17 protein-coding genes and 1 riboswitch are annotated in these 23,216 nt (G+C 29.7%); of the genes, 14 read left to right on the top strand and 3 right to left on the bottom strand.

The features are described from left to right. Nucleotides 1-110: 110 nt before the first annotated feature. Nucleotides 111-1,898: an ABC transporter ATP-binding protein gene (locus tag B2S02_RS17775; RefSeq protein ID WP_346921104.1), complete on the top strand. Its 1,788-nt coding sequence runs from the start codon at nucleotides 111-113 to the stop codon at nucleotides 1,896-1,898. Then, a complete protein-coding gene (locus B2S02_RS17770) occupies nucleotides 1,898-3,706 on the top strand; it encodes an ABC transporter ATP-binding protein (protein ID WP_346921103.1) in 1,809 nt (602 codons plus the stop codon). Before B2S02_RS17775 ends, B2S02_RS17770 begins: the two co-directional genes overlap by 1 nt. A gap of 184 nt (nucleotides 3,707-3,890) precedes the next feature. Here the strand turns inward: B2S02_RS17770 and B2S02_RS17765 are convergent, their stop codons facing one another. Both B2S02_RS17765 and B2S02_RS17760 read right to left on the bottom strand, forming a co-directional pair. Next, nucleotides 3,891-4,406, bottom strand: a complete 516-nt coding sequence (locus B2S02_RS17765; RefSeq protein WP_346921102.1) for a spore coat protein — start codon at nucleotides 4,404-4,406, stop codon at nucleotides 3,891-3,893. A 167-nt stretch (nucleotides 4,407-4,573) separates the two neighbouring features. Further along, nucleotides 4,574-5,851, bottom strand: a complete 1,278-nt coding sequence (locus B2S02_RS17760; protein ID WP_346847755.1) for a dicarboxylate/amino acid:cation symporter — start codon at nucleotides 5,849-5,851, stop codon at nucleotides 4,574-4,576. A 526-nt stretch (nucleotides 5,852-6,377) separates the two neighbouring features. Here B2S02_RS17760 and B2S02_RS17755 point away from each other — a divergent pair. The 4 genes from B2S02_RS17755 to B2S02_RS17740 all read left to right on the top strand — a co-directional run bounded on the left by B2S02_RS17755 (nucleotide 6,378) and on the right by B2S02_RS17740 (nucleotide 10,794). Then, a complete protein-coding gene (locus tag B2S02_RS17755; protein ID WP_346847754.1) occupies nucleotides 6,378-6,851 on the top strand; it encodes a hypothetical protein in 474 nt (157 codons plus the stop codon). 533 nt (nucleotides 6,852-7,384) lie between these two features. Continuing rightward, nucleotides 7,385-8,599 (top strand): hypothetical protein, encoded by a 1,215-nt coding sequence (locus B2S02_RS17750; RefSeq protein WP_346921101.1) that lies wholly within the window; start codon nucleotides 7,385-7,387, stop codon nucleotides 8,597-8,599. A 134-nt stretch (nucleotides 8,600-8,733) separates the two neighbouring features. After that, nucleotides 8,734-9,462, top strand: coding sequence for a hypothetical protein (locus tag B2S02_RS17745; RefSeq protein ID WP_346847752.1), 729 nt, complete (start codon nucleotides 8,734-8,736; stop codon nucleotides 9,460-9,462). Between the two features lie 156 nt (nucleotides 9,463-9,618). Continuing rightward, nucleotides 9,619-10,794 (top strand): amidohydrolase, encoded by a 1,176-nt coding sequence (locus tag B2S02_RS17740; protein WP_346876681.1) that lies wholly within the window; start codon nucleotides 9,619-9,621, stop codon nucleotides 10,792-10,794. Nucleotides 10,795-10,847: 53 nt separating this feature from the next. On the opposite strand, the gene B2S02_RS17735 is transcribed toward B2S02_RS17740, so the two are convergent. Beyond that, the gene (locus tag B2S02_RS17735) at nucleotides 10,848-11,087 is read right to left on the bottom strand and encodes a hypothetical protein (RefSeq protein WP_346892725.1); all 240 of its coding nucleotides are present in this window, start codon (nucleotides 11,085-11,087) and stop codon (nucleotides 10,848-10,850) included. Between the two features lie 332 nt (nucleotides 11,088-11,419). Between B2S02_RS17735 and B2S02_RS17730 the strand changes: the two genes are divergently transcribed. The 8 genes from B2S02_RS17730 (at nucleotide 11,420) to B2S02_RS17695 (ending at nucleotide 23,181) form a co-directional block, all read left to right on the top strand. Further along, on the top strand, nucleotides 11,420-12,718 hold the full coding sequence (locus tag B2S02_RS17730) for an APC family permease (RefSeq protein WP_346876679.1): 1,299 nt from the start codon (nucleotides 11,420-11,422) through the stop codon (nucleotides 12,716-12,718). 227 nt (nucleotides 12,719-12,945) lie between these two features. After that, the gene (locus B2S02_RS17725; protein ID WP_346876678.1) at nucleotides 12,946-14,727 is read left to right on the top strand and encodes a methyl-accepting chemotaxis protein; all 1,782 of its coding nucleotides are present in this window, start codon (nucleotides 12,946-12,948) and stop codon (nucleotides 14,725-14,727) included. A 445-nt stretch (nucleotides 14,728-15,172) separates the two neighbouring features. After that, entirely contained in the window at nucleotides 15,173-17,248 is a 2,076-nt protein-coding gene (locus B2S02_RS17720; protein WP_346847747.1) for a methyl-accepting chemotaxis protein, read from the top strand. Between the two features lie 129 nt (nucleotides 17,249-17,377). Next, nucleotides 17,378-17,548: riboswitch (cobalamin riboswitch) on the top strand. 213 nt (nucleotides 17,549-17,761) lie between these two features. Next, the gene (locus B2S02_RS17715; protein ID WP_346847746.1) at nucleotides 17,762-18,751 is read left to right on the top strand and encodes an iron ABC transporter permease; all 990 of its coding nucleotides are present in this window, start codon (nucleotides 17,762-17,764) and stop codon (nucleotides 18,749-18,751) included. Beyond that, entirely contained in the window at nucleotides 18,751-19,545 is a 795-nt protein-coding gene (locus tag B2S02_RS17710) for an ABC transporter ATP-binding protein (protein ID WP_346921100.1), read from the top strand. The genes B2S02_RS17715 and B2S02_RS17710 overlap by 1 nt, the downstream gene beginning before the upstream one ends. A gap of 29 nt (nucleotides 19,546-19,574) precedes the next feature. Then, on the top strand, nucleotides 19,575-20,609 hold the full coding sequence (locus tag B2S02_RS17705; RefSeq protein WP_346878133.1) for an ABC transporter substrate-binding protein: 1,035 nt from the start codon (nucleotides 19,575-19,577) through the stop codon (nucleotides 20,607-20,609). Nucleotides 20,610-21,143: 534 nt separating this feature from the next. Next, a complete protein-coding gene (locus B2S02_RS17700) occupies nucleotides 21,144-22,520 on the top strand; it encodes a sodium-dependent transporter (protein ID WP_346847743.1) in 1,377 nt (458 codons plus the stop codon). A gap of 109 nt (nucleotides 22,521-22,629) precedes the next feature. Then, a complete protein-coding gene (locus B2S02_RS17695) occupies nucleotides 22,630-23,181 on the top strand; it encodes a 5-formyltetrahydrofolate cyclo-ligase (RefSeq protein ID WP_346878135.1) in 552 nt (183 codons plus the stop codon). The last annotated feature ends 35 nt before the right edge of the window (nucleotides 23,182-23,216 follow it).

Below are 23,216 nucleotides of genomic sequence, written 5' to 3'. Positions count from 1 at the left end.
TATACTGTAAACTATTACTGAGGTGAATAAACAATAGATATACAATATTGTTCAGAGGAGATGATTCAATAGTATAAAGTAATAGACGGGTATGTAAATGGGGGGAAATTATGAGATTAGAAAGTAAAAATTATAATGCGGGGGATATAATTAAAATTCCATTTAAATTTGCACCAGCACAGGCTACATTAATAGCAATACAAAAACTTTTGGATGGTTTAGTTCCAACACTACAAATTTTGGCTACGGCTAAGTTTCTAGATATTGCAATTTTAATATTTAAACAAGAAAAAGATATTAAAGATATAGTAATGCCTTTATTATTTGTGATACTTCTTTTAGCTTATGACTGGATTTCTACGCAATTATCAAAGTTTGCAGAGGTTCAGATTAAAAACAGACTAAGAGGTGAATTCAGGGTAAAGATTGTAGAAAAAATAGCAACCTTGAGATATAAATATATAGAAAGTCAGGATAGTTGGGATTTGATATCTAGGGTTATAAAGGAGCCAGAAGTTCAATGTACTAAGGCCTATATTTCATCTTTAGATATGATAGCAATGATTTTAAAAATAACAGGAATACTAGTAGTTTTATTTATTCAAGTATGGTGGTCTGCAGTTTTAATTGTTTTAATTTCTGTACCTCTATTTTTTATAGCTTTAAAAAGTGGAAAGGAAACTTATGAAGCAAATAGAGAAGTAGAGAAAAATAAAAGAAAGGTTAAATACTTAGAAGAAGTGTTAAACGGTCGTGAGGCAGTGGAAGAAAGAACCTTGTTTGGCTATTCTGATAAGATTAATAACCAGTGGCATAAAGAGTTTGAAACTGCTAGAAAGCATGAACTTAAGGTAAGTCTTAAATGGTACGTTAATATGAAAACTGGTGGGGTTATTATTGCTATTTTATCTGTATTGATAGTTTTAATTTTAATAGGACCTGTAACTAGTGGAATTTTATCCATAGGAATGTTTATGTCCATTGTTAATAGCGTATTTGAATTAATACAATATTTAGCTTGGAGCCTTCCTGAGTATGGAGATAATTTAGCAAAGAATAAAGAGTATCTTGTTGACTTAACTAACTTTTTAAAATTAGAAGGTGATGAAGGATACTTATTAAGACCAGCTAAGGAGGTTAGCAAATTAAAGTCCTTAGAGTTTAGAAATGTATCTTTTAAATATCCAGGCACAGAAAAGTATATTTTAAAGGATATGTCTTTTGTCATAGAAGAAGGAAGGCATTATGCTTTTGTAGGTGCTAATGGAGCTGGTAAGACTACAATAACTAAACTTATAACTGGCTTATATGAGGACTTTGAAGGAGAAATTTTGATAAATGGAAAATCTATAAAGACATATAGACAAGATCAGTTAAAAGCAATGTGCTCTGTAGTGTATCAAGATTTTGCAAGATATTGTATTTCTTTTAGAGATAATATTTTATTAGGAGATATCAATAGCTTTGATAACCTAGATAATATGAATAAGGCTATAGAAACTGTTGAACTGCAAGATGTTGTTGGAGGATTACCTCTAGGTATCAGTTCAAACTTGGGTAAAATTAAAAATGATGGTGTAGATTTGTCAGGAGGACAGTGGCAACGTATAGCTATGGCAAGGGGAATTGTAAGTCCAGCATCCATTAGAATTTTAGACGAGCCAACTGCAGCCTTAGATCCTATAAGTGAAAGTAATGTCTATGAAAAATTTGAAGAGATAAGTAGGGGACAAACTACTATATTTATCAGTCATAGGCTTGGCTCAACAAAGATTGCAGATGAAATCTTCGTTATAGGAGATGGAGCCATTGTAGAAAGTGGTTCCTATGAGGAGCTTATGAAAAGAAATGGGGTTTATACAAAAATGTATGAAAGTCAAAGGAGTTGGTATATATAATGGAAGGGAAAAGTAAAGATATTTCTTTTTTAAAGATAGTAAGGACAGTTGAACCTATGATAATTAAATCATGTCCTATACTTACAGTGGCAGCTATATTAACTTCAATACTACATAGCTTGGCTTATGTAGTAAATACTTTCATGACACAAAAGTTTTTTGACTCCATTACAGCTACTTTCTTAGGGAAAGTAGAGTTAAAAATAGTATATTTTATGCTAGGAGGACTATGTATTTCATTAGTTCTTACACAAGTGCTTAATGGGATATCTAACTTTTTAGCTAATGCCTTAGTTAATAAGGCAAAGGGAACTATAGGTAAGATATTAAATCATAAAAGCTCAAAGTTAGATGCCGCTGATTTTGAAAATCCAACATTACTTGATGATATTAATAAGGCTCAGAAGGGATTAGAGGGTGGACTTTGGATGTCTTTGATATTAATTGTAATAGTAACCTTCTATATTCCATATTTTATTTTTATGGGTATATATCTTTATAAATTAAAGCCTATACTTTCTATTTCTATTATATTAGTATTTATTCCAGTAGCTATATCACAACTAATTAGAATTAAGATATTCACTAATTTAGAAGATAAGGTAGCTCCAATAAGAAGAGAATATGAACATTATGAAAAATGTATAATGGATAGAGAATATTATAAGGAAACAAGGCTTTTAGGAGGGTTCTTCTATTTCAAAAAAAGATATATAAGTACCTTAGAGCTTATGAATAAAAATAATTGGCAAGCAGAAAAAAAATCAGGACTTGCAGAGCTAGCCATGAAGATGTTAACATTACTTGGTTATATGGGGGTTTTAGCACTTCTTGTATATGCACTTTTAGATGGTTCTATATCAATAGGTGCCTTTGGGGCAGTATTTTCATCTATAGGCTTTATGTTTTCTTTAATGAATGAGCTGATATGTATGCATATAGGAAACATGGCTGAAGATTTAGGTACAGTGAAAAACTTTATTAGATTTTTAGAAATCCCTGAAAGAGAAGGGGAGGACATAGAAATTGTAGGAGTACCTAGTATTTCAATTGATAATGTAAGCTTTACTTATCCAGGAACTGATATAAGTTCTTTGAAAGACATATCTTTAAAGATGAATTCAGGAGAAACCATTGCCATTGTTGGGGAAAATGGAGCTGGTAAGAGTACCTTAGTTAGGATTCTTACAGGAATATATAGCCCTACTAAAGGTAATGCTTCAATAAATGGTATAGATATAGATAAAATATCAGCTAAAGAATTATATAGGGTTACATCAGGGGTATTTCAAAAATACCAACGATATAAAATGACTTTAAGAGATAATATATCTATAAGTGAAAAATCTAATGAAATAAAGGAAGAACTACTAAAAGAAGCTATAGATAAAGCAGATTTTCAGGTTTCAAAGGAAAAATTTCAAGATGGTTATGATACCATGCTATCTAGAGAATTTGATGGTATAGATTTATCTGGTGGGCAATGGCAAAGGTTAGCTATAGCTAGGGGTTTTTATAAGGATAGTAACATGATAATTTTAGATGAACCTACAGCAGCCATAGATCCTATAGAAGAGACTAAAATATATAAGAAGTTTAAAGAGATGTCCAAGGATAAAACTGCTATAATCGTTACTCATAGACTTGGTTCTGCTAAGATTGCAGATAGAATAGTAGTTATGGATAAGGGTGAAATTGTACAAGTAGGTACCCATGATGAACTTATAAGTATAGATGGAAAGTATAGTGAGATGTATGAAGCTCAAAGTAAGTGGTATCTAACTGATCAGGATGAAAAGGCAGTTTGATTTAAGGGATTAATGCAAAATATTTAAAGGTTTGAGTCTGAAATGGGTTAGTAAGTTGGTATATAAGGGCTCTATAAGAGTTTGTGAATTTAAAAATCATGGATAGATATCAGTTATTTATACTGAACTATCCATGATTTTTTTATATTATATTACTAGAGATAATTTGGATACAATCCTAATACTATTGAACGTTATACATGCCATTCTTCTCCATGTATTGGAATATAGCTTCTCCGTGTTTTTGTTCTTCTTTTTGTATGTGATTTAATACATCACGAACTCTAGTATCTCTAAATTCGAATATTGTAGTATCATAGGTTCCTGAAACATATTTTTCAGTCATCAATAAATCTGTACACATATCAGCATCAGATAAATTAACTCCTCCTGATTGCATATTATTTGTATTTGTTGTGGAACCGTGAGCTGTCATATTTTGCCCTGAGTTTTGATTTTGACTTTGCGGATTCTGTTGACCTTGTTGTTGCTGACCCATTTGAGGAAGTTGACCACTTAATAATTGATTGATGCTACCTAGATGGGTTCTTTCTGATTGTCCATTAGCATTAAAAATATCTTTTAACTGACTGTCTTTAGCTTGATTTGCATAATTTGTATACTTTTCAATGCAAATTTCCTCATGTTTTTTTTGATCCTCTAGTAAAGTTCTTTCTTTTTGTGATAATGTTATTTCCATAATACTGCACCTCCGATTATATTTTGTGTAAAACCAATTATTTTATACTAGTAAATGAAATAGTATTGAATTTTAAACAGTATACTAGAAAAAACAGGTTAACACTCAATTTAGGTGTTAACCTGTTTGGTATATATAGAGATGACATAACAATGAGAATTATATCACTATAGGGATTTGTTTTTTACAGTTTCAGAATTAAAGATTTCTTCATTAAATTCTCCTTCAGCCTTTGCTACAATCATTGTACATACTGCATCACCAGTAATATTAACAGAGGTTCTTGCCATATCTAGAATCCTATCAATTCCCATGATTAAAGCGATACCTTCCACTGGTAAACCTACTGATTGTAATACCATGGATAACATAATCATTCCTACACCAGGTACTCCAGCTGTTCCAATTGAAGCTAAGGTGGCTGTTAAAATAACAGTTAAGAAAGAACTTAAGGTTAAATCAACACCATAAATTTGAGCAATAAATACGGTAGCTACACCTTGCATAATAGCGGTCCCATCCATGTTAATAGTTGCCCCTAGTGGTAATGTAAAGGAAGCAACATCCTTTGAGATTCCTAAATTTTCTTCTGCAATTTCCATGGATACTGGTAAGGTTGCACTACTGCTTGAGGTAGAAAAAGCTACTGAAATGGCTGGGAAGAATTTTTTGAAAAATCTTATAGGACTTAATCTAGTAAATAATTTTAATAGCCCACCATAGACAATAGTAGCATGAATAAGTAAGCTTATTAAAACTAATGACATATATTTTATTAAAGGTATCATTGCATCAAAACCTTGAGTGGCAAAGGTACGAGCGATTAAACCAAATACTCCAATGGGTGCAATTATCATTACGAAGTCTACGATTTTCATAATAAGGTCATTTAATTGTTGAAAAAGATTTGTTATCATTTTAGTTTTCTCACCTAGAGTAGATAATCCTACACCTATTAACATGGCAAATACAATAATTTGTAGCATGTTCCCGTTTGCCATGGATGCAATAGGGTTGTTCGGTATCATATCAAGGATAACTTCAACTAATGGTGTAGCCTCTTTGATAGTAACTTCACTTAAACTAGAATTTGATAAATTTAATCCTACACCTGGTTTAAATACTGTAGACAGTGATAATGCAATTGAAATGGCAATAGCCGTAGTAGCTAAGTAAAATAATACTGTTTTTACTCCAATTCTACCTAACTTTTTAATATCTCCCATGCTGGCAGCTCCGTTAACTAGAGAAATAAAAACTAAAGGTACTACAAGCATCATAATAGCTTTTAAAAATGCCTGTCCAACTAAATAGAAAACTCCATTAATTAATAATTCATCGCGAATGAAACCCTCTGGAATGAAGTTGAATATAATACCTGTCATTAAACCTAGGATTAATCCGATAAATATTTTTGTTGATAAACTTATTTTGCCTTTTTTCATTTTACCAATCCCTTCTAATGATTTTTATTATATAAATTAAATTTTTACCTAAAATTATAGAATTATATGGTGAGTAAAATTATATAATGAATAAAAACAAAAGTCAAACTGCAATTATTGGAAAAGTGAAAAATGAATATGAAATATTTTAAAATCAATATAGCATTATTTGATTGAGTGTTAATCTAGTAATAGCGCACATTATCATGGTTATAGATATAGATGTTGAATGTATAAAACTTTTGATATATACAAGTAAATTTTGAAGGATTTTAAAATAAGTATGCAATATTCGTGTAAATAATATCAATGTAGTTAAGAAGAAAGATAAAACTTGAAAAGTTATTTTAATAAATTAACAAATAATAACATATAAAGAATTGTTATTTGCATGGATATATTTTACACTTAGTATAATAGGTTAACAGATACTGTTTATCCGATGCCTACAAGCTCTAATACTCCAATATTCTTCAAAGTGGGAGTAAAGAGCTCTGTTTATATTAAATTTTTAGGAGGGGAATTTATGTTATTTATATTTATGGGGCCAAGCTGTTCGGGGAAATCTTCAGCAGCAGAAGAATTAAAAAAACTTACAGATGTACAGATTTACAGTGGAAAAGATTATTTACGTATGGACAAAAATGAAAATAATGCATGGCAACTATTTGAGGAAATATTGAAAGAAGGTTGTAATAACAAAGATTTACACTCAAAATCAATAATCTATGTAATCTCAGAAAAAAAGGATATAGTAAAATTTAAATTTATTAACGATGCTATTACTATAAATTTTACAGCTGATGCAGAAATAATAAAATCTAGATTTGCAAAAAGGATGAATGGAGTTTTACCAAAGCCAGTAGAAAGTATGATAGACAAGCAGTTACTTGAATGGAAAGACATAACTGCAAAGTTACATGTAGATACAAGTAAAGACAGTCCTAGTGATATAGCTAAAAAGATATATGATCTAGGATTAATAGATAATAATGTATAGGTATTATACTAATACACTATGGGTTGGTTGGAATTTATAATTTATGATAAATGTATTAAAAAATATGCTACTAAGCTTAAATTATGTAACTTTGCTGAAAAAATATTGGTAATGCAATAAATTGATAAAATAGTCTAATAATTTTTATTTACTTTATAAGTTTTCTATGGTAAAATTTACACATAACATATGGGAGGTGCTATAAAGTGATTATTGCTACTTGTTAATTAATTTTTAATGTAAAAATTAATACTGAAAGAAGTCTTAACTACCTAATTATTTAGGTTTATTTGTTGTGCTTCTTTAGAAAATTTACAAGTAAGCGATGTGAAGTTTATAGAACTAAAATTAAAATCTTTTTTACACTTTATATAGTATATTTTTTATTGTGTAAAATATTGTAGATATTTTGGTTGTAATGAGGCGTTGCTTTATTACAGCCTTTTTTAATTTAGTTGAAGAGGTAAAACATCTAACCCTTTAAATTAGATAGGTAAAAATGAAAAAATAAATAGGATAAGGGGTATGAGTATATGAAAAATCAAGTAAAAAATGAATTTAAGGAAATATTGAATATATTTAATGAAGCCTATGTTAAAAGGGATATTAATGAAATAGATATCTTTATGGATAAATTATTTGATAAGGATGAAAGTGTAACTATAGTAGGCACATGTGATGACGAGTGGTGTATTGGATATGAGGAAGTTAAGGATATATTTTTAAGTGACTGGGAATATTGGGGAGATTTAAGAGTTATAGCTGATGAGGCTACTGTAATGGAACTTGAAAATACAGCTATAATTTATACTCCAGCTACAGTGAAATATTCTTTTAACAGTAGAAGTGACACATATACACGTTATTTAGGATATATTAAAGAATATTTTGATGAAAGTTCTGATGAAAGTAAAAAATCTAATAAGGTTAAATTAACAGAACTTAATTGGTCCTTATGTCATTTATTAAATCAAAGGGATGATATAGAAAGAGATTATCTATGGGATATACGTATTTCCTTTATATTAATAAAAAAAGAAAATAGATGGATTATAAAGCATATGCAGTTTTCTTTACCTGTAGTTGGACATCTACCAGATGTAAGGGAATATAAAGATAGTTGTGATAGAACTGAGGTTAATAAAAAAATAAAGGAATTAGAAGAAGCTTATCATAAAAATAAGATAAAGAAAAATGAAATAATAGAATTAATAAAAGACTTTAATAGTGAGTATCTAGATAAGGATATGGAATTAAATTTGATAATTGATAAATATTTTTCTTCTAATAATATATTTGTTGCTAATACAGATAAAGAAATATTCACTAGTAAAGAAGAAATTAAGAAGTTAATTAAGGATCATAGAGGATGCTATGATGAGATCAGGTTAGACAGTGAAAATTCTATGGTTGATTTTAATGAGGATATAGCTTGGGTAGTAATAAGAGGTACTATGGAAAAAGTTATTTCAGAAGAAGAGTCCTTTGAAAACACAGTTAATAAAATAAAGGATATATTTAATAAGGATTTAAATGATAAAGAAAAGCTTTTTAACATTAGAAGAAGAATTGCTGAAACCTTCAAAGAAAATGCTAAAGGTGAAGATTGTATATGGCCATTTAGATTAGAGGGTGTGCTTATTAAAGAAAATAACAAGTGGGTATTTAAATATCTCCAATTTGCTTTTCCTTTTAATTATATTCTTGAGGGAAAGACAGAAGCGGCATCTTTAATAAAGAAATATTAATAACAAAGAGACTAGTAGGGAGAATCCTTACTAGTTTTTTGTATAAATAAGGTTTATTCAAATAGTATAATAAGCAATTAAGGGGAATAATATAAATCTCAGTTAATGCAAATAAATATACTTGGGTGATGTAAATGGATAAACTTATAAGCAATAAAAATCTTATAAAAATTAGCTCTAGGATAATAATTATTATTTACTTTATTTTTTTATGGATTGATTTTATAACCAAAGATTTAAAAAACACATATTCAGTGACATTAAAATATTCAGCTATAGTGCTTTGCTTTATCATATCCTTATTAATTAAATCCCATGGATATAGCAAAAGAGATAAAGGTTTAGTTCAGCTTGCTCGACTATTTACCTTAATTGCAGATTATTTTCTTGCAATTTCCGGCAATTATATTATGGGAGTTTTTTTCTTTTCTCTAGTTCAAATAACTTACATAATAAGGCATAGTATTATGGAAAATAGTAAATATAAAAACTTATTGTTTTTTATAGTATCATTGTCCATAGCCTTAACAGTTTCATTAAAAATAGAAATAGCATCAATAGGAAAAAATCTTGTTGTTTTAGCACTTATATATGCATCTTTATTAATCACTAGTCTTTACTGCTCAGTGAGTACCATAACTAGAGGTAAATATTCTCAAAAAACTTCATGGATAATTGCTTTAGGTATGTTTTTATTTTTTATGTGTGATTTAAATGTGGGACTTTATAATATAGTAGCAGGAGGCAACATAAAATTTTTTCTGGGTTTTTTAATATGGTTATTTTATCTTCCTTCTCAACTATTACTTACATTAAGTGGATTTAAAGTTCAATATCTAAAGAAAGTTTTTTGTAATATTTAACTTTAAAATATTATGAATAATTATTTAAAATCCTACAAAATATAAATACTTAGATAAGAGATAAGTCTAGCTAAGAAATGCATTTAGATTAAGATGAAATTAGAGTTGTTTAGCTATAATTTCAAATGATTATTATATGTTAGAAAGGAGAAGATTATGTTATTAATTAAAAATGGTAAAATATTGACCATGGCTGGTGTGGATTATGATAAGGGATGTATCTTAATAGATGGGAAAAAAATTATAAAGGTAGGAGAATACATTGATGAAGATAACAGTGCCATTTCTGAAGTCATTGATGCAAGCAATTGTATAGTTATGCCTGGAATAATAGAAGCTCATAGTCATATTGGTATTCAAGAAGAAAGAAAAGGTTTCGAAGGTAATGATTGCAATGAAATGACTGAGCCAGTTACACCTTACCTTAAAGCCTTAGATGCTATTAACCCTATGGATTCCACTTTCCACAAAGCCTTGAGTGCTGGGATTACTGGAGTAATGGTTGGACCAGGAAGTTCAAATGTGGTGGGTGGGCAGTTTGTATTTATCAAAACTCACGGTAGAGCAATAGATAATATGGTTGTTCTGGAACCTGCTGCAATGAAGGTTGCATTTGGAGAAAATCCAAAATCAAATTATAATGATAAAGATAAGATGCCAACATCACGTATGTCCATAGCTGCTCTTTTACGAGAAGAGTTGTTTGAAGCTCAGCAATATTATAAAAATAAGAAAAACTCTCAACAATCAGGTAATGAAGACAAGGATTTTAATGAAGAGTTTAGAAAAGAATGTTGGTTACCTGTATTTGATAAAAAGATACCTTTAAAAGCACATGTACATAGAGCTGATGATATTCTAACTGCAATACGCATAGCTAAACAATTTGGATTAAAAATGACTCTTGATCACTGTACAGAAGGGCATTTAATTGCAGAAGAGATAAAGGAGTCTGGATTCCCAGCTATAATTGGGCCAACGCTATCAGTACGTAATAAAATAGAGACACAAAATATGGATTTTAAAACAGCAGGCTTGTTGCATAAGGCAGGTGTAAAGGTAGCTATTACTACAGACCATCCTGTTACAAGAATACAAGATTTGGCAATTTGTGCTGGATTCGCAGCAAAAGAAGGATTGGGTATAGATGAAGGACTTAAAGCAATTACAATAAATGCAGCTGAAATATGTAATGTATCACATAGAGTTGGAAGTATTGAAGTTGGAAAGGATGCTGATATTGCAATCTTTGATGGCAATCCCATGGAGATATTTACGAAAACTTTGTATACTATAATTGATGGTGAAGTGGTTTATAAACCAGAAGACTAGCTACAATAATTTTTAGGAACAGGTTTTTGATTTAAAACTAAATAACTTTTTTATTACTTTATTATAATAAAAGTGGCAACAAAGCCAGCTAATACTGATTTTGTTGCCACTTTCTTACATGTAGAAACAAATTCCTTTGTTCCCATAAGTTGTGTATGTGAAATATTATTTGTTGTTGTTATTTTTGTTGTTGTTGTTATTTTTGTTGTTGTTGTTATTTTTGTTATTATTGTTGTTATTATTATTGTTGTTTTTGTTGTTATTATTTTTACAATTGTTGTTTTCCATGACATATCACCTCCTACCTAACTTATAATTTGCAAAAAAAAATATATTATTCATTCTAATAAAAAATTATCAATAAAAATTTTTATGCATAGTTTTTCTTATATAAGTGATTTTACACTAGACTAATTAGCAAAAATTTTTTAAAATATAAGGTACATGATTTTAAGTTGTAAAATTGATATAAAAGAAATACATTTTGTTAAATTACACAAAAAAAATAAGGTGTTAAAAATTTGATTTCTAATGGAAGTATAGAAATTTATAACATTAAGCCTTAAGCATAAAAAACAAATTGTAAGATATAATAAAGCTATAAAAAGCTATTTAGGAGGAAACAATGATAGAAAAAACACAAAAGAAGACAATAACATTTATTGAAGCCATTGCAATAGTAGTTGGAATGATAATAGGATCTGGAATATTCCTAAAACCAGGTATTGTTTTTAATGATGCAGGTTCACCTATAATGGGCATAATGGCTTGGGTAGTTGGAGGTATTATAACTTTAGCTTCTGCTCTTACAATTGCGGAGATAGCTTCATCTATACCTAAAACTGGTGGGTTATATGTTTATCTTGAGGAGCTGTATGGAGAAGTATGGGGTTTCCTATTAGGATGGGTTCAAACAGTAATATCTTATCCTGCATCGGGAGCAGCTTTAGCCATAGCTTTTTCCACTTATGCTACATTTTTTATTCCAATGAATAACTTCGAGCAAAAACTTCTAGCAGTAGGAATCTTAGTGTTTGTAATAATCATGAATATAATTAGTACTAAATATGGGGGAGTAATTCAAACTATTTCAACGGTGGGAAAGCTTCTTCCAATAGTTGCTATTATTATATTTGGTTTAATTAGTGGTAAAACTCATGATTTTCGCTCCGTTACCGTTATGACTGAAGGAGCTGGTTTTGGAGCTGCAGTATTGGGTACCTTATGGGCTTATGATGGATGGATAGGGGTTACAAACATAGCAGGTGAATTAAAAAATCCTTCTAAGGAAATGCCTAAGGCAATTATTTTTGGAGTTACTTCAGTTATATTTATATATGCATTAATAAGTATAGCAATGGTTAATGTAATGCCCATTGAAAATATAGTTGCATCAACAACACCAGCATCGGATGTAGCAGTTTCACTATTTGGAAAAGGTGGTGCTGCATTTATAACTGCAGGAATTATAGTATCTGTATTTGGAGCTATGAATGGATATTTATTAACAGGTGCTAGAGTCCCATTAGCTATGGGACAGAGAAAACAATTGCCCTATTCAACTCAATTGGGTAAGATACACAAAAAATTTGGAACTCCTACTAATGCATTAATTCTTGAAGGGGTGCTAGCTACTATTTATATTTTCTCGGGAACATTTAATACTCTTACGGACTTATTAATATTTGTTTTATGGATATTCTTTGTCATGGGTGTCTTTGGTATATTTAGACTTAGAAAAAAAATACCTGCAGATAAAAGGCCATATAAAGTTCCTCTTTATCCATTCATTCCAATGGTGGGAATATTAGGAGGAATTTACATATTATATAGTACAATTGTATCTGCACCATTGAATTCTATAATAGGGATTGGTATAGCTCTTGCTGGTCTTCCAATATTCTATTATTTAAAAAGAAAATAGTGTTCAGCCTCAATGATTGAGCTATGACTCTATATTAATAAAAGATTGATTCGGATAATTATTCGAATCAATCTTTTTTATAATGTATAGAAAACTATTTAAGCAAAAATTCAATAGCAAAGTAAATACAATAAAAATTGAATTTTACACTATTCTTATAACTGAATTGTTACGATAAATTAAACAATATATATATAATGTGAATAAAGTGTGAAGGAGTTGATATTATGAGAATTGAAGGTATAAAAAAAGTTAGTTCTAAAATGAGTATTGCAACAGTAATAATAACTCTAATAACAGCGATTACTATAAGTGTAGTAATGTCTTATATGAATATTCAAACTAGCAATGCACTATTAGATAGTGAAAGACAAATCTTAAATGAAGATTATGATATGAAAATTAAGGAACAAGTAGAAATTGTAATTGGTATGATAGATACAATAAATAAAAAGACTGAAATAGGTAAACTAACTGTTGATGAAGCTAAGAAACAAAGTGCGGATTTAGTAAGAGAGTTGAAGTTTGGTGAAGAGGGTTATTTTTGGATCGATACTGTTGAGGGTGAAAATATTGTGCTTTTAGGGTCTAAAACTGAAGGAACAAATAGATTAAATTCACAAGATGTTAAAGGAAAATATCTTGTGAAAGAAATAATAGAGAATGGTAAAAAGGAGAATGGAGGATATACTGAATATTGGTTTCCAAAATCGGGAGAAACAGAAGCATCACTTAAAAGAGGATATAGTAAATTATATGAACCTTTTAATTGGGTAATAGGAACAGGGAATTATATAGATGAGATTGATAAGATAATAGCTGAAAAAGAAGCTATTATAAAAAAAGACTTAGTAAAGAGTATAACTATTAATATAATTTTACTTATTGCCTCATTAATAGTAGCAATAGTTTTATCATCTTTTGTAAGTAAAAAAATAATAAAACCTTTAATTATAATTAAAGATTTTGCAACTCGATTAGCTTCTTATGATTTTTCAGCACCTATTAGTATAGAGAGTAAAGATGAATTTGGACAAACAGCTATTGCTTTAAATATTGCACAAGAAAATGTAAATGGATTAGTAAAAATAATAATGGAAAACTCAGAAAATATCAGTGCATCTGCAGAAGAACTTTCAGCAACAGTTGAAGAATTGGCAGCTAAAACTGTAACTGTTAATGAAGCTGTAAATATAATTGCAGAAGGTGTACAAGAATCCGGCGCTACCACAGAGGAAATAAGCGCTTCTATTGAAGAAGTAGACTCAAGTATAAATATATTATCTTCAAGAGCTATGGAAGGAAGTAATAATGCCAGTGAGTCTAAAGGAAGAGCAAGCAAGGTAAGGGATAATAGCAAAAAGGTAAAGCAGGTAGCAGGAGAACTATATATTCAAAAGGAAGCGAATATGAAAAAGGTAATAGATGAAAGTTCTGTAATAGATAATATTAGAGTTATGGCAGATACTATATCTTCTATATCAGATCAAACTAATCTGCTTGCTTTAAATGCAGCTATTGAAGCTGCAAGAGCAGGAGAGCAAGGGCGAGGTTTTGCAGTAGTTGCAGAAGAAGTAAGAAAACTTGCAGAACAATCTTCTGGTGCTGTAGTAGAAATACAAAAAACTATAGAGACAGTAAAACAAATATTTAATAAAAGTATAGAAACAGGAAATGACATATTAAAATTCATTGATGTAGATATAATGAAGACTTATGATGAATACGAAGAAACAGGTAATCAATACTATGTTGATTCTGATTTTGTAAGTGATATGTCAGAAGAAATAGCAGCTATGTCACAAGAAATTACAGCCACAGTAGGACAAGTGAGTGAAGCAATTCAAAATATGGCTGAATCTTCACAAGAATCTAGTGAAAAAGCAGAAACTATAAAAGAAAGCATGGATGAAACTACAAAAGCTATAGAGCAAGTAGCTCAAACAGCACAGGTTCAGGCTGAACTTGCGCAACAATTAAATGAAATGATTCAAAAATTTAAGATATAAATTTTAAATTTTTCAATATAAGAAGAAAGACTATGAGATATCTAAATTAATAACTCATAGTCTTTCTTTTTCCCTTTCTCGTAGATATTAAATGTCATGACCTAATTAGTTACATATATAAATAGTATTATTAATGTGTATTTTTAAGATTTTAATAGGAGTAAATGGTATAGTAAGGTTAACATAATGAATTATATGAAGTATCATAGGAAGATGAAAACTAAAAAAATATATTTAAATTAACATTTAATAACAAAATATTATTACAAAAAATAGTATAAAATAGCTTATATATATTTTATACTATTTTTTGTATGTGAAAATAAAATCAATTTAATGAAATAACAAGAAATATTAAGCTTATACTATTTTAATATATTAATTGATACGATAAATAAAATAATATATTGTAAAATATAAGCTAAAAATGAGGGAGGCTGAAATTATGAAGTTTAAGGGTGTGAAGGTTAAAGGTATAAAAATTAAAAGTATTAAGGTAAAGATGATTTTGTTACTTATGCCTGTAATAATAGCTTCTATGGTTGTACTGGCATATATGAGTTATTCAAGTGCAAAAAAGATAATAAATAGTGAGCTCGAAATAAACATGAATAGTAAACTAAATGAAAAGTCGCAAGAAATTGAAAAGAGTTTGGAGAGGCATCAGAAAATATCTGAAAGTTTAGCTAAAGTGGCTGAGAATTCTGTATCATCGCTGACTGAAGAAAATTATAAAGGTGTGTTGGAAAGCTTAATTGACACAAATGATGAAACTTTTGGAGCTGGTGTTTGGTTTGAACCATTTAAATATAAGAAAGATATTCAGCTATTTGGACCTTATGCATACAAGTTAAACGGTAAAGGTACTTATACAGATGAATATAGTAAGACAGATTATAAAACAGGTGATTGGTATAAAATAGGACAAGACACTGATAAGAGTGTTGAATGGTCATCACCTTATTATGATGATGTAGCGAAAGTTTCTATGATAACTGCTACATGTCCAATGTACGATTCAAATAATAATTTTATAGGAGTTACCACAGCAGATATAGATTTATCTACTTTACAAAATAATATAAAAAATATGCAAATCGGTAAAGAAGGAAGGGCATTTTTAATAGATAAAAGTGGTTTATATGTTGCAGATGTAGATGAATCTAAAATTATGAAAACTAATATAAAAGATGATGAAAATTCTACATTGTCAGTCTTAGGTGAAAAAATGTTAACTGATAAGAATGGTCAAGGAACATTTACAGATGATAAAGGAATTCAAAAGGTTTATTATAGCACCGTAGAAGGTACAGAGTGGATTATTGCTGTATGTATTCCTGAGGAAGAAGTATATCTTCAAATTAATTCACTAAGAAATAAAATAAGTATAATAATAGTAGTTGCAATTGTAATAGTAGTATTATTTATATTATTTTTTGCTAATTATATAGGAAAGAACATTAAAAAGGTTAATGCTTTTGCTATGAAGATTGCAAATGGAGATTTAACAGAAAAACTAGAATTAAAAAGCAATGATGAGCTTGGTGAAATGAGTAAGTATCTGAATAAGATGACAGAAAACATTCATTCTATCGTAAAAATTATAATGGAGAATTCGGAAAATATAAGTGCATCTGCGGAAGAACTTTCAGCAACTGTTGAGGAATTGGCAGCTAAAACTGTAAATGTTAACGAGGCTGTTAATACTATTGCAGGTGGTATGCAGGAGTCAAGTGCTGCTACAGAGGAGATAACTGCATCTGTTGAAGAAGTGGATTCAAGTGTGAATATATTATCTTCAAAGGCCATGGAAGGAAGCAATAATGCAAGTGATTCTAAAGTGAGAGCCAGCAAGGTAAAGGAGAATAGCAAAGAGATTAAAAAGATAGCAAAAGAACTATACATTCAAAAGGAAGCTAATATGAAGAAGGTTATAGAAGAAAGTTCTGTAATAGATAGCATTAGGGTTATGACAGATACAATATCATCTATAGCTGATCAAACTAACCTACTAGCTTTAAATGCTGCTATCGAAGCTGCAAGAGCAGGAGAACAAGGACGTGGGTTTGCAGTAGTTGCAGAAGAAGTAAGAAAACTTGCAGAACAATCTTCTGGTGCTGTAGTAGAAATACAAAAAACTATAGAGTCAGTAAAACAAATATTTAATAAAAGTATAGAAACGGGAAATGACATATTAAAATTCATTGATGTAGATATAATGAAAACTTATGACGAATATGAAGAGACAGGTAATCAATATCATTTTGATTCTGATTTTGTAAGCAATATGTCAGAAGAAATAGCAGCTATGTCACAGGAAATTACAGCTACAGTGGGACAAGTAAGCGAAGCCATTCAAAATATGGCTGAGTCTGCTCAAGAATCTAGTGAAAAAGCAGAGACTATAAAAGAAAATATGGATGAAACCACAAAAGCTATAGAGCAAGTAGCTCAAACGGCACAAAGCCAAGCAGAACTGGCACAACAATTAAATGAAGTGGTTCAGCAATTTAAAATATAAGGTATAAGTTATACTTATTAATAAAGGGAGAATTCCAGTATAAAATGGGATTTCTCTCTTTATTTTTAAAATATGTAATACGGGTTATTACATTGACTTTATATTTATATAAACGTATAATAATAATATGTTAATAATGGAAATATGGGTGCATTTATGTTAAAAGGGAAGCTAGGTGAAAATCCTACGCAGAGCCGCTACTGTAATTGTCCTATACACAAAGCATATGCCACTGAGTTACTTGGGAAGGCGTTTTGTGTGGACATAAGTCAGGAAACCTGCCTATGTTAGTTGTACAATACTCTTCGTATCTAAGGGTGTGCAAAAATAGAGATTATCGGTGAGGGTATTCTTATCTTATCACCGACTAAATTTGCGTTGTCATAACTAATTTGATGTGCTTTTTATTTCCATACCATATTTGGTATGGATTTTTTATTTGTAGAAATATAATATTAACTGTATTTTGAAAAATGTGTATACCTAATTGAATATTTAAGGTAAGGAGGGTTTATGAGAATTAAGAATAGAAATAAATATATTATCTTGGTCATCTTATTAGTGATTTTTATAATTAGTCTATTTTTAAGTGTTGGCATGGGAGCTATAAATGTTAGCCCTAAAGAAATAATTCAAGCTCTTACAATTAAAAAGGGAACGGCAAATTATCATATTATTTGGAATATACGGTTACCAAGAACTATTGTTTCTGTATTAGTAGGGGCTTCCTTGTCTTTATCAGGTGCAATTATTCAAGGAGTTATGAGAAATTCATTAGCTAGTCCAAGCATAATTGGGGTATCTTCAGGTGCTGGATTTACAGCGCTTTTAATTCTAATTTTATTTCCTCAATATTATCATCTGGTTCCCTTAGGAGCATTTGTAGGGGCTTTTATAGTAACCATGCTTATTTATGGATTAGCTTGGAAAGATGGATTGTTGCCCAATAGGCTAATTTTAGCAGGGGTTGCAGTGAATTCTTTATTAGGTGCAGGAAATAATGCTTTACTAACCTTTTTCCCTGATAGAGTTTCGGGAGTTATAAATTTTATGGTTGGAGGACTTAATGGAGTTACTTGGGCAGATGTACATAGTGTATTACCTTATGTAATAGTGGGAGTAATAATTGCTTTAATGTTACCTGACAAGCTTAACATTCTTGTTTTAGGAGATGAAGTTGCTACTGGGTTAGGTGTTAATGTAGAAAGACTAAGATTTATATTTATAATTTTATCTTCATTACTTGCAGGTAGTGCAGTAAGTGTAGTAGGCTTATTAGGTTTTGTGGGCTTAATTGTACCACATATTACTAGATTGATTATTGGAGCTGATTACCGATTTTTGTTTCCAGCAGCAGTTTTATTAGGAGCTATTGTTGTGCTTATATGTGATTTGCTTGCAAGAACATTATTTTCTCCTATTGAAATACCAGTAGGAATAATAATGTCTGTATTGGGTGCACCTTTCTTCTTATATTTACTTAGATCAAGGGGGGCTAAATAATGATTGCCTTAGAAGCAAAAAAAATTAATGTGAGTTATAGTAAAAAGAAAATTATTGATAATTTAGATTTTGAAGTTAAAAAAGGTGAAATAGTAACAATTATTGGTCCTAATGGCTCAGGGAAGTCTACCCTTATAAAAGCTCTGTCTAGATTTATAAAGGTAACTAGTGGTGAAGTAGAGTTATATAGTAAGAATATTTATAAGTTTAATACCAAGAAAATTGCACAGGAGATGGCAATATTACCTCAAGTTAGAAATATTAATATGGATGTAACCGTTGAGAATTTGGTGTCTTATGGAAGGCAGCCCCATTTGAAATTTGGGACAAGAATAAATAAGGATGATGAGAAAATAATAAAGTGGGCAATGGAAAAGACAAAGATATACAATTTAAAAGATAGATATGTATCTACACTTTCGGGTGGAGAGAGACAAAGAGCGTGGATTTCAATGGCTTTGGCGCAAAAACCTAGTATTTTAGTGTTGGATGAACCTACAACTTTTTTAGATATATCATATCAATTAGAAGTTCTTGAAACGGTTAAAGAATTAAATGAATCTTTAAATCTTACTGTTGTTATGGTACTGCATGATTTGAACCAAGCAATTAGATATTCAGATAAAATTTATGTTTTAAAAAAAGGAAAGGTTTGTAACTTTGGAAAGCCTAATGATGTAATAACTTCAGAATTAGTAAAAGAGGTATTTGCCATTGATGCTAATATTTATCATGATGGAGTAAATGATTGTTCATATATAATTCCACAAAAATTGTGTAATTTAAGTATATAAGAAAAATAAATAAAATGGAGGAATAAATGATGAAAAAGTTTAAAATTATGTCACTAGTTATTGCTATAACTATGACTATGGCTTTATTAGTAGGATGTGGAGGTAAAGCTACTAATAAAGAAAATAATGGAGCAACAGATACTAATAAGAAAGGGGAACAAGTTGCAGCTGATTCATTTGAAAGTTATGGTATAAAGGATAATGGGGATAGTATAACTTTTATTGACAGTAGAGATAAAGAAGTAACAATCAAAAAAAATCCTACAAAAGTTGTTTGTGCTTATAATTCTTATTTAGATCTTTGGTATAAATTGGGCGGAAAGGTTGTTGGTCGTGTAGAAGAATCAGATGAGAAATCTGTTCCAGAAAGTAAAGATGCAACAGTTGTAGGAACGGCAGGTGCACCTAGTGCTGAGGCTATTATTTCTTTACAGCCTGATTTGGTAATCCTTTCTAATGGGTTTTCTGCTCATGTAGAATTAGCAACGGTTTTAGAACAAAGTAATATACCAGTTTTATGTATGGGAATTGATAATATAGATGATTATATTAAGGTGGTTAGAATTTATACAGCACTTTTAGAAAGAGAAGATAGCTATAAAAAATATGCCACAGATATAAAAGGTGAAATTGAAGAGATGATTTCCAAGGTTCCTCAAGGTGAAAAATCTAGAGTAATGTTAATGATGAGTACGGTAAAAGGAATAAAAATTAAAGGTTCTGATAGTGCCACAGGTGAAATTTTGAAAGATTTAGGTGCTGATATTATTGGTGATGGTATTGTACAAGGTAAAAGTTCTGTAGATTTTAGCATGGAAGTATTGTTAAAGGAAGACCCTGATTTTATATTTGTTACAGAAATGGGATCTGATACGGAAAAGATAAAGGAAAAGAGAATTGAAGACTTAGAAAAAAATGAAGTGTGGTCTTCTTTAAGAGCTGTTAAAGAAGGAAAATACATCGTATTACCAAAGGATTTATACACATATAAACCTAATGATAGATATGTGGAAGCTTATAATATAATAGCTGAATATTTATATCCTAAAGTGTTTAAAAAATAAAGTAATATTTAGTTAAATAGAAAAACAGGTGATAGTCTCATCTGTTTTTTATTTGCTAAAAAAGATGAAAAGCTTTAAATTAAAAAATTGAAAGAAAACGACAAAATTTTGTTGAAATTTATAATTATTTTATATATAATTTTAAATTAAATACTTCTATATGTTAATAAAGTATAAATAGAAGTTCTTATATTCATTGTTATTTAAAATATAGGATATTGCTATATACTGAAAATTTTTAAAGGGACATTATAGAGTTTTAATGGTATTGCAATATATTGTTAATAAAGTGTCAAAAACGATTTAACAATATATTTTATGGTGATTTCAAAATATAATTAATGTCTGGAAAGCCCTTAAATATAAGGATTTACATTTATGCGGCTATAGAGAATATGATAGCTATAAGCAAAACAATGAATATAGATAAAATTTCTATTCAATTATCTGAAAATTTGTATTATAATAATTATAAAATATATTCTATAATTAAATATATTTTAAACAATTATCAAATTTGATAGGGGGAAAGTTATGGATAAAAATACGAGTAACAGAGGACAATGGGCATCTAATATAGGTTTTATATTAGCAGCAGCAGGTTCAGCGGTAGGTTTGGGGAATATATGGAAGTTTCCGTATTTAGCAGGTGCCAATGGAGGAGGAGCTTTTGTTGTTATTTACTTAGTTATGATTGTAATCATTGGATTTGTAATTATGCTAGGTGAGATGGCAATAGGACGTAATACTCATTTAAGTTCAGTAGGAGCATACAAAAAGTTAAGTGAAAAGTGGGCATTTGTAGGTTTTATTGGAGTAGTTGTGGGATTTTGCATACTAGCATTTTATAGTGTTATAGGTGGCTGGGTACTAAATTATATAGGTAAGTATTTAATTGGAGGAATATCAGGAGCAGAAGCAGGAAATTATTTTAGTGGATTCATAGCAAGTACTACTCAACCTATAGTATGGCATTTAGTATTTATGGTTCTTTGTTGTGTAATAGTATTGAAAGGAATAGCTGGAGGTATCGAAAAAGCAAGTAAATTTATGATGCCAGCACTATTTATATTATTAGTTATAATTGCTATTAGATCAGTAACTTTAGATGGAGCAATGGAAGGAATAAAGTTTTTTATAAAACCAGATTTTTCGAAGGTTACAATTGGAACAGTTATGGCAGCTTTAGGACAGGCATTCTTTTCATTAAGCTTAGGAATGGGGGCAATAATTACTTATGGTAGTTATTTGGGAAACACAGAAAACTTAGAAAAGAATGCAGTAATTATACCAGCTATAGATACAGCAGTAGCTCTTCTTGCTGGATTTGCGGTGTTACCAGCAGTGTTTGCCTTTGGATTTGAGCCGGGAGCTGGACCAAGCCTCATGTTTATAACGTTACCTTCAGTATTTGATTCAATGCCTTTTGGACAATTTTTTGGTATTTTATTTTTCATATTAATTTTGTTTGCAGCATTAACATCAGCCATATCGTTGCTTGAAGTTGTAGTAGCATTTGTAATTGATACTTTTAAAATAGAAAGAAAGAAGGCTACTATAATAATATCAACAATTTTATTTTTTATAGGAATACCTTGTTCCTTGGCCAATGGACCAGTTATGAAAGATGTATTAATATTTGGATACAATTTCTTTGACTTTATGAGTTTCTTAGCTGAAAATCTACTTATGCCACTAGGAGGACTTCTAATGTGTATATTCATAGGCTATGTATGGGGTGTTGATAATATCTCAGATGAGATTAGTTGCAATGGTAAATATAGATTTAGAAGTAAACAATTCTTTGTAATAATGATAAAATATATTGCACCAGTTTTAATATTCATTATATGGTTAAATGCCATAGGAGTATTACCATATATATTAAAAATATTTGGAATAACATTATAATAAATTTAAAGGAATACTACTAAACAATATTATTGTTTTGAGTATTCCTTTATTTAATGTATTATAAAATATATAAAGATATTAATCGGAAGAAAGGAGTAGATTAATAATGAATATAAAAGAAGAAAAAATGCAACTTCGTAATGAAATTATGAAACGTATTGCTGAATTATCAAAGGATTATACTTTAGAAGCGGATAAGAAAATTTATGAAAAAGTAATAAATCTTAAGGAGTATAAAGAAGCAAAGGTTATATTTTGTTTTGTAAGTACAGAAGATGAAATTAATACAAGAAATATCATTGAGAATGCATTAGAAAGTGGTAAAAGAGTTGGAGTTCCCAAATGTATAGGTAAGGGGATTATGGAGGTACATGAAATTAAGGGCTATAAATCTTTAAAGGATGGAAAGTATGGGATATTAGAACCTAAGGATGAATGTCCATTAATTAGGTCAGAAGAAATAGATTTTGCTATAATACCTTGTGTTTCTTGTAATAAAGAAGGGTATCGTTTAGGTTATGGAGGAGGATTTTATGATCGTTACTTAGAACATGCTACCTTTACTACAGCTGTTATATGTAGAGAAAAGATTACTTGTGACTATATTCCTTATGATGAACATGATGTGAAAATTCATAAAGTGATTACAGATAGATAAATTAAGATAATTATATTTTGGAATTTTACTAACAT

The organism is Clostridium sp. UBA7339 (assembly GCF_002470865.1).
Lineage (GTDB): Bacteria > Bacillota > Clostridia > Clostridiales > Clostridiaceae > Clostridium_J > Clostridium_J sulfidigenes.
Note: the sequence above shows the minus strand (reverse complement) of the source record. Positions and strands in the feature narration are given on the sequence as shown.

Bases quoted from the DNA above. Each gene is read 5' to 3' on its own strand.
- B2S02_RS17745 (WP_346847752.1), top strand. From the start codon at position 8,734: ATGGATAAACTTATAAGCAATAAAAATCTTATAAAAATTAGCTCTAGG.
- B2S02_RS17725 (WP_346876678.1), top strand. From the start codon at position 12,946: ATGAGAATTGAAGGTATAAAAAAAGTTAGTTCTAAAATGAGTATTGCA.
- B2S02_RS17755 (WP_346847754.1), top strand. From the start codon at position 6,378: ATGTTATTTATATTTATGGGGCCAAGCTGTTCGGGGAAATCTTCAGCA.
- B2S02_RS17760 (WP_346847755.1), bottom strand. From the start codon at position 5,851: ATGAAAAAAGGCAAAATAAGTTTATCAACAAAAATATTTATCGGATTA.
- B2S02_RS17705 (WP_346878133.1), top strand. From the start codon at position 19,575: ATGAAAAAGTTTAAAATTATGTCACTAGTTATTGCTATAACTATGACT.
- B2S02_RS17710 (WP_346921100.1), top strand. From the start codon at position 18,751: ATGATTGCCTTAGAAGCAAAAAAAATTAATGTGAGTTATAGTAAAAAG.
- B2S02_RS17775 (WP_346921104.1), top strand. From the start codon at position 111: ATGAGATTAGAAAGTAAAAATTATAATGCGGGGGATATAATTAAAATT.
- B2S02_RS17695 (WP_346878135.1), top strand. From the start codon at position 22,630: ATGAATATAAAAGAAGAAAAAATGCAACTTCGTAATGAAATTATGAAA.
- B2S02_RS17715 (WP_346847746.1), top strand. From the start codon at position 17,762: ATGAGAATTAAGAATAGAAATAAATATATTATCTTGGTCATCTTATTA.
- B2S02_RS17770 (WP_346921103.1), top strand. From the start codon at position 1,898: ATGGAAGGGAAAAGTAAAGATATTTCTTTTTTAAAGATAGTAAGGACA.
- B2S02_RS17730 (WP_346876679.1), top strand. From the start codon at position 11,420: ATGATAGAAAAAACACAAAAGAAGACAATAACATTTATTGAAGCCATT.
- B2S02_RS17720 (WP_346847747.1), top strand. From the start codon at position 15,173: ATGAAGTTTAAGGGTGTGAAGGTTAAAGGTATAAAAATTAAAAGTATT.
- B2S02_RS17700 (WP_346847743.1), top strand. From the start codon at position 21,144: ATGGATAAAAATACGAGTAACAGAGGACAATGGGCATCTAATATAGGT.
- B2S02_RS17765 (WP_346921102.1), bottom strand. From the start codon at position 4,406: ATGGAAATAACATTATCACAAAAAGAAAGAACTTTACTAGAGGATCAA.
- B2S02_RS17750 (WP_346921101.1), top strand. From the start codon at position 7,385: ATGAAAAATCAAGTAAAAAATGAATTTAAGGAAATATTGAATATATTT.
- B2S02_RS17735 (WP_346892725.1), bottom strand. From the start codon at position 11,087: ATGTCATGGAAAACAACAATTGTAAAAATAATAACAACAAAAACAACA.
- B2S02_RS17740 (WP_346876681.1), top strand. From the start codon at position 9,619: ATGTTATTAATTAAAAATGGTAAAATATTGACCATGGCTGGTGTGGAT.